Origin of the sequence: Micromonospora pisi (genome assembly GCF_003633685.1) — a bacterium.
Taxonomy (GTDB): domain Bacteria; phylum Actinomycetota; class Actinomycetes; order Mycobacteriales; family Micromonosporaceae; genus Micromonospora_G; species Micromonospora_G pisi.
The window spans coordinates 1,683,665-1,696,035 of record NZ_RBKT01000001.1; the positions used below are offsets into that span (position 1 = coordinate 1,683,665).

The window sequence follows — 12,371 nt, forward strand, 5'->3', positions numbered from 1 at the left end:
GTTGTACGTTAGTGCCGATCCGTGCGGGGCACAAGCAAGCTCCCCTGACGGCCCTCTCCGGCGGGGCAGCGCGAGGGTGTATCGACCACCTACTGTGTAAACGCCATCGATCGATCGCCACCTCGGGGGTGCACCGATGACGGACTACACCAACGGCCTGCGCGGTTTCGATCACATGTTGACCGAGACCCGGCAGCAACTCGCCCGGATGCGTGCCGCCGCAGCCACCGGCGCCGCCGCTCCCTCCGACGAGGACGCGAACACAGAGCCACCGCAGCCGTTGACCGGTCAGGGCAGTGATCCGGCTGGATGGGTACTGGCCACCGTCTCCGCCGGCCAACTCCAGTCGTTGACCGTCGACCCCCGGTTGCTACGCGAAGGCACCGAGGCGGTCTGCGAACAGATCATCGCGGCAGTCAACGACGCCTTCGCCGATCTCGGCCTGCACACCCGCGCCGGCTCCGCGCAGGAGAGCACGGACGTACCCGAGACCGAACAACTGGCCGCGAGCCTCGCCGACCTGCAGGACGAGTCGATGCGCAGCATGGCGATGTTCACCCAGACCCTCACCTCCGCGCTGGACCGCATCCAGTCCCGAAATCGGTAGGCGCTGTGGTGGACAACCAATTCGAGGTCGAGCCGGAGAACCTCGCCGAGAACGGTGCTGGCATCGGCCGGGTTGGGGAAAACCTGCAGACCCTCTGGCAGCAGTTCAGTAGCCAGGTCGAGGCCATGGGAGACATCTTCGGCGACGACGACGTCAGCAGCCTCATCGCCACCTCGTACCAGGCGGCGCACCAGATCGCCGCCGACTCGATCGGCACCGTGGTGGAGAGTCTCGCCGGCTTCGGCACCGGCCTGCAGGAGATGGCCGCCCGGTACGCCGAAGCCGACGAGCAGATCGCCGACGGATTTCGCCGCCTGCTGCGCTGACGCCGAGGAGACCGACCATGGGATTGCAGCTTCCCGGCGAGCTCGCCGATCTACTCAACGAACTCGGCTACACGTGGCCGAAAGCGGACGAGACAAAGATGTTCGAACTCGCCCAGATGTGGTTCGGGTTCGCCGATCAGGTCGCACCGCTGCCGGCTCAGGCCCACGCGGCCGGGCAGTCGGTGCTGGCGCAGAACAACGGGCCAGCGACGGACGCATTCGCGAAGTTGTGGACAGCGAATTCGGCGGCGGTGCCCGTGCTGGACAACGCCGTGACGGGCGCCCAGGCGATCGGCGCGGCCCTGATCGTCTGCGCTGCGGTCGTCCTCGCCCTGAAGATCAGCGTCATCGTCCAACTGACCATCCTCCTGATCCAGATCATCCAGGCGATCGCCACCGCGGCACCCACCTTTGGCGCATCCCTGCTGGAGATCCCGGTGTTCAAGAAGCTGGCCGACATCGCCATCGACTACCTGGTCGGTCAAGCCTTGGAGGCTCTCCTTGGCTAGGGATTCCAGGGGCGTGGGCAGAAAGGTCGACAGCGCCGTCAGCGGAATCATCGCGCGCAAGGCCGACGAGGTCTTCGACACCGCCGACGTGCCGGGCAGCGCCAGAGGCGTACCGCCGGCCGGGCGGGGCGGCTGGCCCCCGTCCCCGCCGACCGGCCCGAAGCCACCCCATGGCGCCACCGGTGCCGCCGAGTGGCGGTACCAGCGGTACCTGCACCAGGCCCACAGCAAGGGCAAAACCCAGGACCAGGTGCTCCCCTTCGACAAGTGGAAAACCAGCCACTACGACCCCGCCGCCGCCGGTGGCCGCCCCGGCCGTCGGGGCGGCAGCGAGCAGGTGGCCGCCAAGGAATACCTTGCCGAGCACTACGGCGTCCAAGAGGTCGAGAACGTACAACTCGGCCCCCAGTGGGTTGACGGGGTACGCCCCAACGCGACGGGCGGCACCGACTACTTCGAGGTCGGTGCAATGACCCAGGGCGGGCTGCCGGAGGCGCGCGAGCGGGTGAAACTGGCCAACGAGGTGCCGGCGCTCGGGGAGAACGACACCCTGCAGTTCGTCGACAAATCAGCTCCCAGCGAGGACCGATGGATTCGATACAGTAGGAGCGACGACCCGATGACCAAGCGCTACGTCCCGCCCGAGACCGGCGAAGGGTGACCCGGTGTCCCAGTTCCACAACATCTTCTGCACCTCCGACGCCCGACTGACACCGTCCGAGATCGCTGAACGCGCGGACGAGACGTGGTACGGCGACGGCGAACCCTCGTACTCACCGCAGCCCGGCGACGATCCGGCGTGGCGCCGGTTGGAGATGCGCCTGCCCGGCATCGGACGCCCGATCGTCTTCCTCAGGAATGTCGGCGCCGAGGAGACCCAGCTCTACGTCGACGAGGCCCTGGCGGAACCGCCCGCTCCGTTGCCCCCGGAGGTCGCGCAGCGGATCCGCGCCACCCGACAGATCGTCGGCATCGAACTCTGGCCGGAGTCCCTCAACGACGACGCCTGGGAACTGCTCGACCTCGTCCAGTCGTTCATCGCGAGCACCCTCGACGGTCTGCTGGTCACCGGCGACGGCGTCTACGACGCGGGTCTGCAACCAATCGTCTGACCGACCGAATCCGGCGTGGTGTCTGCCGCAGGCTCGGCTAGCGGGTAATGCTGGGGCGTGTCTCCGGAACGGGAGCAGGGGTCTCGGACGGCGCGGCGGGCTCGGCGCCGATGCGTCGTACGCTGGGGAGGGCGGCGGTGCCGAGGCAGGCGAGCGCGACGACGACCGCCGCCGCGACCAGGGGCAGCTCCGCCGACCACAGGCTCGCACCGAGCGGGGCCAGGGCGTAGCCGACCGGCGTCGCGGCCAGCGAGAGCAGCCAGTCGTACGAGGTGACCCGGGCGAGGACGTGTGATGGGATCTCGGCCTGGACCACGGTCTGCCACACCGGATTGAGGAACCCGAGCGCGGCCAGCGCGATGCCGTACGAAGCGATGACGGCCGGCGCGGGCGCGGCGGTCGCCAGCAGCAGGAGCGGGAGCGCGTACGTCGCCAGCCCGAGGTTCGCCACCAGGATCGGTCGCTTCGGTCGCACCCGTCCGGCCAGGAGCGAGCCGAGCAGCAGTCCGACCGCGCCCGCTTCCAGGACCAGTACCCAGACACCCTCGCCGCCGAGTTGATCGACCACGATGACGGGACCGAGGGTGACCAGGATCGCGGCGGCGCCGTTCCAGGCGGCGTGGGCGATCAGGCTGCTCCAGTACCAGTCGCGGGTGCGTACCTCGGTCCAGCCTTCCGCCAGGTCGGCGAGGAGTGACCGGCGTTCGATCGGGGTGCGGCGTACCCGGATGGTGGTGAGCAGCGCGGCGCTGGCGGCGAACGACGCGGCGTCGAGGATGAACGCCCAGCCGGGACCGGCGGTCAGGATCAGCAGTCCGGCGAGCGCCGGCCCGCCGAGTCTGGTGGCGTTGGACGCGACGGCGAGCAGGGCGTTCGCGGCTTGGCGGTCCGGTTGCTCGAGGGTTCCGGCGACCAGGGGTGAGGTTGTCGGCATGGCGAAGGCGGAGGCGACGCCGCCGACCGCCGACGCGGCGGCGATGTGGGTCAGGGTCGGGCCGGCGCCGAGCAGTTCGACGCCGATGAAGAGTTGGGCGGCGCAGCGGACGAGGTCGGTGACGAGTGCGACCCGACGGGCGTCGAAGCGGTCGGCGACAACGCCCCCGACCGGCAGGAGCAGCAGCTTGGGCACCGTCGCACAGGCGAGCACGAGGGCCAGCGCCGAGGTCGAACCGGTGACCCGGAGTACGGCGAGGGCGAGCGCGGCGGGTATGACGGCGTCGCCGAGGGCGGAGAGGGTACGGCCGACGAGGAGCAGCCGGAAGGCGCGGTGCCGGAGCGGATGAATCACCCCCGAGAAGTTAGTTCGATGTCGAACCTTTCGTCAACGAATAATTCGATGGTGACATAGAGTAGTGCGATGGAGCACCGCGACTCGACCGACGACCACGTCGACCGCTGGCTACCGGTCCTTCCCGACCTCGACCCCGACGTGGAGGGAGCGGTCACCCGCGCGACAAAGCTGACCCGCCACCTACGACGGGTCAAGGAGAGGTACCTCGTCGACTTCGGGTTCCAACGACACGAGTTCGACACCCTGCACGCCCTGGCCGGCCGGCGCGGCCGGGCCACCCCGTCGGAACTCGCCGCCGACCTCGACATGGCCCCACCGTCGGTGACCGCCCGCCTGGACGCGCTGGAGCGACGCGACTTCGTCCGCCGCATCCCCTCGGCCACCGACCGCCGCCGCGTGGACATCCAACTCACCGAAACCGGGCACGCCGCCTGGCTCGGGGCGATGAAGCTCCTCGGCAAGGAGGAGCACCGACTGCTCGGCGCCCTCGACCCGGCCGAACGCAGGACCCTCTCCGACCTGCTGCGCCGGGTCATGCTCGCCGCGGAGACGGCGGACGTCGAACAGAACGCGGCGGTGGCGGGCGACGACTAGTCGTCGGTCAGGGTCTTCACCAGCGCGGGCGACAGATCCTGATCCGCGTAGAGCAGCCGTACGGCGTGCGGGTCGGGGTTGCCCGCGTCTGGGCCACGCCACACCAGGCGTAGCCCGGCCCGCTCCGTCGTCCGCCGCGATCGTGTGTTGCCCTCCAGCAGGTACGCCGTCAGCGGCAGGTCCGTACGCGTCGCCCGAGCGGCGCCGACCGCGGCACGGATGATCTCCTGGGCGTACCCCTGGCCCCAGAAGGTCGGCGAGAGGCGGAAGCCGAGGTTCCACGCCACGCCGTGACGGACGAAGCAACCACCGATCCCCACCAGTTGCCCCTGGGCGGACGGCTCGGTGCCGCGCGCCACCCAGATGCCCAGACCATCACGAAGCCAGGCGGCCCGCCAACGATCGATCATGGATTCGGTCTGGTCGACGGTGGTGTGGCGGCTGATCGGATCATCGCGCCACACCTGCGGATCCGCGTACAACCGGTACAGCTCGGTCAGGTCGCCGTGCTCTGGAACGGTCAGCACCAGTCGCTCGGTCCCGTGGGTGCCGGCCGCTCCGGGAATGTCGGTCCGCATCTCGTCCTCACGCCCCCCGGTTCGGTGATCGTTGCCGATGTTATGCGTACGGTCCGCGCGCCGGCACCCGCCACCGGCCCGAGAGCCGGGTGATGACGTCCGCCAGCGGGAGATCGGCGGCGCTGCGGAGCACCACGTCCGCCGCGCCGACCTGCGCGACATCGACGAACGGGTTCGGAATCGCCACGGTGGCCATTCCGGCGCCCCTGGCGGCGGCGACACCGTGCGGGGTGTCCTCCACGGCCAGCGAGGCGGAGGCGGTCGTCCCGAGCCGATCGAGCGCGAGCAGATAGACCGCGGGATCCGGCTTGTGGGCGGCCACCTCCTCACCGGTGGCGACGACGTCGAACATGTCGAACGCGCCCACCCGGGACAGGTGTTCTCCCACCCAGCGCAGGGGCGAGCTGCTGGCAACGGCGCAGGCCAGGCCCAGCTCCCGGGCATCCCGCAACCAGTCCCGGATGCCCGGACGGAAGTCCATCGACAGGTGCATACGTCGCCGATGGGCGATGAACCGGGCGTGACTGGCCGTCCGGTCGAAGGTCGGACCGACCATTGCTCCGAGTCGGTCGAGCCGATCCGCGGGGAATCAGGCGGGCGGGGCCGTGGTCCGGTCCGGGTCGAGCGCGGCGAGGATCGCCTCGGCGGTCCGCCGGCCGATGCCCGGCACCTCGACGATCTCGTCGACCCCGGCAGCGGCCAGTCGCTTGACCGACCCGAAATGCCGCAGCAGCGCCTTGCGGCGTACCTCGCCGAGACCGGGCACGTTGTCCAGGCCGGAGGTGGTCATCCGCTTCGACCGGCGCTCCCGGTGGAACGTGATGGCAAAGCGGTGCGCCTCGTCCCGGACCCGTTGCAGCAGGTAGAGACCCTCGGAGGTACGCGGCATGATCACCGGGAACTCGTCGTCGGGCAACCACACCTCCTCCAGTCGCTTCGCCAGGCCGCAGAGCGCGACGTCGTCGATGCCGAGTTCGGCCAGCACCGCCGCGGCGGCGGCCACCTGAGGCTGCCCGCCGTCGACCACCACGAGCTGCGGGGGGTACGCGAACCTGCGCGGACGCCCGGTGGTCGGATCGATGCCGGGACGGTCCGGATCGGCCGCCATCTCCTCGCCCAGCTCACCGGTTTCCGCCCGGGTCTCCAGATAACGGGCGAACCGGCGGCGCAGCACCTCGGACATGGCGGAGAGGTCGTCGGTCGCGCCGCGCACCACGAACCGCCGGTATTCGCTCTTGCGAGGCAGCCCGTCCTCGAAGACGACCATGCTGGCGACCACGTCGGTGCCCTGGATCTGCGAGATGTCGTAACACTCGATCCGCAGCGGCGACGTACGCAGGCCGAGCGCCTCGGTGATCTCGTCGAGCGCCTTGCTCCGGGTGGTGAGGTCACCGGAACGGCGCAACTTGTGCCGGGTCAGCGCCTCACCGGCGTTGCGCCCGACGGTCTCCAGCAGCGTCCGCTTGTCGCCGCGCTGCGGCACCCGGAGGCTGACCCTGCTCCCCCGGTGCTCGGAGAGCCAGTCGGCGAGCGCGTCGGCGTCCGGCGGCAGGGCCGGCACCAGCAGCTCCCGGGGTACGTCGGTCTCGCCCTGCTCACCGCCGTAGACCTGGGTGCAGAAGTGGTGCACCAGGTCACCGGTGGTCAGGTCCTCGACCTTCTCCACCACCCAACCCCGCTGGCCGCGCACCCGACCGTCGCGTACGTGGAAGACCTGGACCGCCGCTTCGAGGGGGTCCTCGGCGAAGGCGACCACGTCCGCGTCGGTGCCGTCGCCGAGCACCACAGTCTGCTTCTCCATTGCCCGGCGCAGCGCGGCCACATCGTCGCGCAGCCGCGCCGCAAGCTCGAACTCCAGCTGCTCGCTCGCGTCGAGCATCTCCCGTTCGAGGCGGCGGACCATGGTGTCGGTCCGGCCGGCCATGAAGTCGCAGAAGTTCTCCACGATCTCCCGGTGCTCCTCGGCGGAGACCCGGCCGACGCAGGGCGCCGAGCACTTGCCGATGTCGCCGAGCAGGCACGGGCGACCGATCTGACCGGCCCGCTTGAACACCCCGGAGGAGCAGGTGCGCGACGGAAAGACACGTAACAGCAGGTCGAGGGTCTCGCGGATGGCCCAGGCGTGCGAGTACGGCCCGAAGTAACGGACCCCCTTGCGCTTGGCGCCGCGCATCACCTGGAGCCTCGGGTACTCCTCGTCGAGGGTGACGGCAAGGTACGGGTACGACTTGTCGTCCCGGTAGCGGACATTGAACCGGGGGTCGTACTGCTTGATCCAGGAGTATTCGAGCTGGAGCGCCTCGACCTCGGTGCCGACCGTGACCCAGTCGACCGAGGCGGCGGTGGTGACCATCTGCTGGGTCCGCTGGTGCAGGTTCCAGATCTCGCCGAAATAGGAGTTGAGTCGGCTGCGCAGGCTCTTGGCCTTGCCGACGTAGATCACCTTGCCGGTCGGGTCGCGGAAGCGGTAGACCCCGGGAGCCTCCGGGATCGTGCCGGGGGCGGGACGGTAGGTCGAGGGGTCAGCCACGCCAGCAAGCGTAGTCCGCGCCCCTGTCATTCCCGCCCAGGCTCGGCCCCCACTCCCCCAGCCCCGTGAGGCCCGTTTGGAAGGGCCCCTTCCTATACAGAAAGCGATAACAAGGGGCCCTTCCTTACCCTCAGGTGAGTTCGACGATCAGGCCGGGCTCGGCGGCGCCAACCTCACCGTCGTACGTCTCGCCGGCCGCCGCCTGCGCGGCGGTGCGGTCGGTTCCCGGCCAGAAGTGGGTCAGCAGCAGCATCCCGACACCTGCCTCGGCTGCCTGTGTGCCGGCCTGCCGGGCGCTGGTCAGGTCGTGTACGGAGTCCGCCGGCACCTCGTCGACGTGGCTCGCCTCGGCGAGCAGCAGGTCGGAGTCGTGGGCCAGTTCCACCACGTCCGGGCTCGGCCCGGTGTCGCCGGTGTACGTGAGCACCCGCCCACCGGAGGTCAGACGTATCCCGGCGTTCGGCACCCAGTGCGGCAGCAGCCGGGTCTCCGCCTCGAACGGGCCGATCCGCAGCCGGTCGCCGGCGTTGAACTCGTGCCGGACGTACGCGTCGTCGAGCATTCCGGGCCGGTCCAGCGCGAGTACCGCGTCCACGGCACCGGGCAGCGCGTACACCGGGAGTGCTGTGGGTTTCTCCGCCCGCAGATGGCGTGCCCGCAGCAGCGGGTTGAGGTCGGCGCAGTGGTCGGGATGACCGTGGCTGACGAAGACCGCGTCGACCTGCTCGGCGCCGATCCGCTCCAGCAGTCGCGGCAGGGTGGCGTACCCGATGTCGAGGAGCAGCCGGAAGCCGTCCTGTTCGACCAGGTATCCGCTGCACGCCTGGCCGGCTTCCGGCCACGCACCGCAGGCACCGAGCACGGTCAGCCGCATGCACGCATCGTAGAGCGGGCCCGGCCCTGACGCGGAGTGTCGCGCTTGCCGCGTCAGGCCGGCCCGCAGATCAGCCGAGGATGCGGCCCGCAGGTCAGGCGAGGGTGATGTTCTCCCCGTCGACCTTGACCTCCTTGGTCGCCAGCGGCCGGGTCGCCGGTCCGGTCTTCACCGAGCCGTCGGTGATCGAGAACTTGCTGCCGTGACAGGTGCAGTTGATCGTGCCACCGTCGACGCTGGTCACCGGGCAGTTCTGGTGGGTGCAGATCGCGCTGAACGCCTTGAACTGGCCAGCGGTCGGCTGGGTCACCACCACGTCCTTGGCCGCGAAGATCAGGCCACCGCCGACCGGCACCTCACCGGTCTTGGTCAGCACGTCCGCGCCGCCGCCGGTCGGGTCGCTCGCGCCCGGGTCGCTGCCCGGAGCGGCGTCGTCGGCACCGTCGGTGGAGTTGTCGGTGCCGCAGGCGGCGAGCACCACGGTCGCGCCTACGGCGCCCGCGCCCAACAGCATGGCGCGGCGGGTCTGCACCGGAGCGGTCACGATCTGATCGTCACTCATGCCTAGCCTTTCCTCTTCGACTGTGGCGGCCGTGTCTGGGCTGGTGCTACGGCCACGACAGTAGACACGCAAGATCCCCGGCATTGGTTCAGTTGGGCACGAATCAGACCCCGGACGCCGCTCGGCGCCCTCGGGCCGGGGTCGCCGCGGTCTTGGCCGCGCCGGCCTTGGCCTTCGTAGCCGTGGCCGGTGCCGCCGTGGCCGGCGCCGCCTTGGCCGCGCTCGTCCGCGTCTTCGCCGTCGCCGCGCCGTTGGCCTTGTCGGCCCGTGCGGTCGCCGTCTCCGAGCCCTTTGCCGTGCCCTTGAGACCGAGCACCGGACGGAGGAACTGACCGGTGTGGCTGGTCGGCACCTCGGCCAACTCCTCCGGCGTGCCGGCGGCGAGCATCAGGCCGCCCCGGTGGCCGCCCTCCGGGCCCATGTCGATCAGCCAGTCAGCGGTCTTGATCACGTCCAGGTTGTGTTCGATCACGATCACCGTGTTGCCCTTGTCGACCAGGCTCTCCAACACGCCGAGCAGCTTGCGGATGTCCTCGAAGTGCAGACCCGTGGTCGGCTCGTCGAGCACGTACACGGTCCGGCCGGTGGAACGTTTCTGCAGCTCGGAGGCGAGCTTGACGCGCTGCGCCTCGCCACCGGAGAGCGTCGGCGCGGACTGGCCGAGCCGTACGTAGCCGAGGCCCACGTCGACCAGCGTCTTGAGGTGCCGGTGGATCGCCGGGATCGCGGAGAAGAAGTCCGCCGCTTCCTCGATCGGCATCTGCAGTACGTCGGCGACGGTCCGCCCCTTGTAGTGCACCTCGAGGGTCTCCCGGTTGTACCGGGCACCCTTGCAGACCTCGCAGGGCACGTAGACGTCGGGCAGGAAGTTCATCTCGATCTTGATCGTGCCGTCACCACTGCACGCCTCGCAGCGTCCACCCTTCACGTTGAAGGAGAACCGGCCCGGGCCGTAGCCGCGTACCTTCGCCTCGGTCGTCTCGGCGAAGAGCTTGCGGACGTGGTCCCAGACCCCGGTGTACGTCGCCGGGTTGGACCTCGGCGTACGGCCGATCGGCGACTGGTCGACTCCGACGACCTTGTCCACGTGTTCGAGGCCGGCGACCCGGGTGTGCCGCCCCGGCACCATCCGCGCACCGTTGATCTGGTTCGCCAGGACCGCGTACAGGATGTCGTTGACCAGGGTCGACTTCCCCGAACCGCTGACCCCGGTGACGGCGGTGAACTGACCGAGGGGGAACGACACGGTCAGGTTGCGCAGGTTGTGCTCACGCGCTCCGTGCACCACCAGCTCACGTCCGGGCGTCTGCGGCCGGCGCTGCTTCGGGGTGGGGATCTTGCGGCGCCCGGAGAGGTAGGCGCCGGTGACCGACTCGGGATTTCTGAGCAGTTCGGGTACGGAGCCGCTGTGCACGATCTTGCCGCCGTGCTCGCCCGCACCCGGCCCGATGTCGACGATCCAGTCGGCGACCCGGATGGTGTCCTCGTCGTGCTCGACCACGATCAGGGTGTTGCCCAGGTTCTTGAGCCGGACCAGGGTCTCGATCAACCGGTGGTTGTCGCGCTGGTGCAGCCCGATCGACGGCTCGTCGAGCACGTAGAGGACGCCGACCAGACCGGAACCGATCTGGGTGGCGAGCCGGATGCGCTGGGCCTCGCCACCGGAGAGGGTGCCGGCCGGCCGGTCCAGCGAGAGGTAGTCCAGGCCGACGTCGACCAGGAAGCGCAGCCGGGCGTTGATCTCCTTGAGCACCCGCTCGGCGATCATCTTCTGCCGGTCGGTGAGTTCCAGTACGGCGAGCAGTTCGGCGCACTCGCCCACCGAGAGGGCGCAGGTCTCGGCGATGCTCCGACCGCCGAGGGTGACCGCGAGCACCTCGGGCTTGAGCCGGGCCCCGCCGCAGGCCGCACAGGGTACGTCCCGCATGTAGCCCTCGTACTTGTCCCGCGACCAGTCCGACTCGGTGTCGGCGTGCCGGCGCTCGATCCACTGCACCACACCCTCGAAGCCGGTGTAGTAGGAGCGTTCGCGGCCGTACTTGTTGCGGTAGCGCACGTGCACCTGGTCACCGGAGCCGTGCAGGATGGTCTTCTGCGCCCGCGAGGGAAGCTTGCGCCACGGGGTGTCGAGGTCGAAGTGCTCCGCCTCGCCCAACGCCTCCAGCAGGTGCAGGAAGTATTCCAGGGTCTGCCCCGACGACCAGGGCTGGATGGCCCCCTCGCGCAGGGTCCGCTCCGGGTCCGGTACGAGCAGTTCCGGATCCACCTCCTTCTTCGTACCCAGGCCGGTGCACTCGGGGCAGGCGCCGTACGGGGCGTTGAAGGAGAAGACCCGGGGTTCCAGGTCCTCGATCGCCAGCGGGTGGTCGTTCGGGCAGGCCAGGTGCTCGGAGTAGCGCCGCTCCCGGTCCGGGTCGTCCTCGGCCAGGTCGACGAAGTCGAGCAGGACCAGCCCACCGGAGAGGGCGAGCGCGGACTCCACCGAGTCGGTCAGCCGCTGCTTCGCCGAGGTCTTGACGGCAAGCCGGTCGACCACCACCTCGATGGTGTGCTTCTCCTGCTTCTTCAGCTTGGTCGCCGGGGACTCGCCGATGAACTCGGTCAGCGGGTAGACCGTGCCGTCGACCCGGGCCCGGGCGTACCCCTTGCCCTGGAGTTCGGCGAAGAGGTCGAGGTATTCCCCCTTGCGGCCACGGATCACCGGCGCGAGCACCATGAACCGGGTGCCCTCCTTCATCGCCAGCACCCGGTCGACGATCTGCTGCGGGCTCTGCTTGGAGATCCGCTCCCCGCAGACCGGGCAGTGCGGCTCGCCGACCCGGGCGTAGAGCAGGCGGAGGTAGTCGTAGACCTCGGTGATCGTGCCCACCGTCGAGCGAGGGTTGCGCGAGGTGGACTTCTGGTCGATCGACACCGCCGGGCTCAGCCCCTCGATGAAGTCGACGTCTGGTTTGTCCATCTGGCCGAGGAACTGCCGAGCGTACGAGGAGAGCGACTCCACGTAGCGTCGCTGACCCTCGGCGAAGATCGTGTCAAAGGCCAGGCTCGACTTGCCCGAGCCGGAGAGCCCGGTGAAGACGATCATTGCGTCCCGCGGCAGGTCGAGGTTGACGTCGCGCAGGTTGTGCTCGCGCGCGCCGCGAATGATCATGCGGTCGGCCACTGTCCGTGTACTCCCGGGGAGAAGAAAGCGAGAACCTGCCCGTCGGGACAAGTTTCTACTGCTCGAAAAGATTCTGCTTTTAGGTCCGGTTCAGCAACTGCGTCCAGTCCGCCGGTTATGTCCAACCCGGCGACTGCCCAGTCAGCGATCTTGGCACCGGTTCCGATGGTCCGGCAGACGCCAAGAATGCGCCTCGGCAACTCTAGCCCCGGCGTACGACACTTT

The 12,371-nt window shown here is 69.5% G+C and carries 13 protein-coding genes; 6 read left to right on the forward strand and 7 right to left on the reverse strand.

Annotated elements, in window-relative coordinates:
- Nucleotides 1-136 precede the first annotated feature (136 nt).
- Genes BDK92_RS38855 through BDK92_RS06395 form a run of 5 tightly spaced genes read left to right on the forward strand, consistent with a single transcriptional unit; the run spans nt 137 to nt 2,554 of the window.
- Complete coding sequence (locus BDK92_RS38855; RefSeq protein WP_170208514.1) at nt 137-607, forward strand: YbaB/EbfC family nucleoid-associated protein; 471 nt, start codon at nt 137-139, stop codon at nt 605-607.
- An 8-nt stretch (nt 608-615) separates the two neighbouring features.
- Nucleotides 616-933, forward strand: a complete 318-nt coding sequence (locus BDK92_RS38860) for a WXG100 family type VII secretion target (protein ID WP_170208515.1) — start codon at nt 616-618, stop codon at nt 931-933.
- A 17-nt stretch (nt 934-950) separates the two neighbouring features.
- Nucleotides 951-1,442 (forward strand): WXG100-like domain-containing protein, encoded by a 492-nt coding sequence (locus BDK92_RS06385; protein ID WP_121155486.1) that lies wholly within the window; start codon nt 951-953, stop codon nt 1,440-1,442.
- A gap of 13 nt (nt 1,443-1,455) precedes the next feature.
- Nucleotides 1,456-2,103 carry a hypothetical protein gene (locus tag BDK92_RS06390; protein ID WP_121155488.1) on the forward strand — a complete coding sequence of 216 codons (648 nt, stop codon included), beginning with the start codon at nt 1,456-1,458 and terminating at the stop codon, nt 2,101-2,103.
- A 4-nt stretch (nt 2,104-2,107) separates the two neighbouring features.
- Complete coding sequence (locus BDK92_RS06395) at nt 2,108-2,554, forward strand: hypothetical protein (RefSeq protein WP_121155490.1); 447 nt, start codon at nt 2,108-2,110, stop codon at nt 2,552-2,554.
- Nucleotides 2,555-2,591: 37 nt separating this feature from the next.
- Here the strand turns inward: BDK92_RS06395 and BDK92_RS06400 are convergent, their stop codons facing one another.
- A complete protein-coding gene (locus BDK92_RS06400; protein WP_121155492.1) occupies nt 2,592-3,842 on the reverse strand; it encodes an MFS transporter in 1,251 nt (416 codons plus the stop codon).
- 69 nt (nt 3,843-3,911) lie between these two features.
- On the opposite strand from BDK92_RS06400, the gene BDK92_RS06405 reads away from it, so the two are divergent.
- Nucleotides 3,912-4,439, forward strand: coding sequence for a MarR family winged helix-turn-helix transcriptional regulator (locus tag BDK92_RS06405; RefSeq protein ID WP_121155494.1), 528 nt, complete (start codon nt 3,912-3,914; stop codon nt 4,437-4,439).
- On the opposite strand, the gene BDK92_RS06410 is transcribed toward BDK92_RS06405, so the two are convergent.
- The 6 genes from BDK92_RS06410 to uvrA form a co-directional block, all read right to left on the reverse strand.
- On the reverse strand, nt 4,436-5,017 hold the full coding sequence (locus BDK92_RS06410) for a GNAT family N-acetyltransferase (RefSeq protein WP_121155496.1): 582 nt from the start codon (nt 5,015-5,017) through the stop codon (nt 4,436-4,438). The genes BDK92_RS06405 and BDK92_RS06410 overlap by 4 nt on opposite strands.
- Before the next feature lie 40 nt (nt 5,018-5,057).
- A complete protein-coding gene (locus BDK92_RS06415; RefSeq protein ID WP_121155497.1) occupies nt 5,058-5,573 on the reverse strand; it encodes an HAD family hydrolase in 516 nt (171 codons plus the stop codon).
- A gap of 33 nt (nt 5,574-5,606) precedes the next feature.
- Complete coding sequence (gene uvrC / locus BDK92_RS06420) at nt 5,607-7,547, reverse strand: excinuclease ABC subunit UvrC (RefSeq protein WP_121155499.1); 1,941 nt, start codon at nt 7,545-7,547, stop codon at nt 5,607-5,609.
- 130 nt (nt 7,548-7,677) lie between these two features.
- Nucleotides 7,678-8,421: an MBL fold metallo-hydrolase gene (locus tag BDK92_RS06425; RefSeq protein ID WP_121155501.1), complete on the reverse strand. Its 744-nt coding sequence runs from the start codon at nt 8,419-8,421 to the stop codon at nt 7,678-7,680.
- A gap of 94 nt (nt 8,422-8,515) precedes the next feature.
- Entirely contained in the window at nt 8,516-8,983 is a 468-nt protein-coding gene (locus tag BDK92_RS06430) for a Rieske (2Fe-2S) protein (protein WP_121155503.1), read from the reverse strand.
- Between the two features lie 103 nt (nt 8,984-9,086).
- Nucleotides 9,087-12,146 (reverse strand): excinuclease ABC subunit UvrA, encoded by a 3,060-nt coding sequence (gene uvrA / locus BDK92_RS06435; protein WP_121155505.1) that lies wholly within the window; start codon nt 12,144-12,146, stop codon nt 9,087-9,089.
- Nucleotides 12,147-12,371: the final 225 nt, after the last annotated feature.

Bases quoted from the DNA above. Each gene is read 5' to 3' on its own strand.
- BDK92_RS38855 (WP_170208514.1), top strand. From the start codon at position 137: ATGACGGACTACACCAACGGCCTGCGCGGTTTCGATCACATGTTGACC.
- BDK92_RS06385 (WP_121155486.1), top strand. From the start codon at position 951: ATGGGATTGCAGCTTCCCGGCGAGCTCGCCGATCTACTCAACGAACTC.
- BDK92_RS06405 (WP_121155494.1), top strand. From the start codon at position 3,912: ATGGAGCACCGCGACTCGACCGACGACCACGTCGACCGCTGGCTACCG.
- BDK92_RS06410 (WP_121155496.1), bottom strand. From the start codon at position 5,017: ATGCGGACCGACATTCCCGGAGCGGCCGGCACCCACGGGACCGAGCGA.
- BDK92_RS06415 (WP_121155497.1), bottom strand. From the start codon at position 5,573: ATGGTCGGTCCGACCTTCGACCGGACGGCCAGTCACGCCCGGTTCATC.
- BDK92_RS06425 (WP_121155501.1), bottom strand. From the start codon at position 8,421: ATGCGGCTGACCGTGCTCGGTGCCTGCGGTGCGTGGCCGGAAGCCGGC.
- BDK92_RS06430 (WP_121155503.1), bottom strand. From the start codon at position 8,983: ATGAGTGACGATCAGATCGTGACCGCTCCGGTGCAGACCCGCCGCGCC.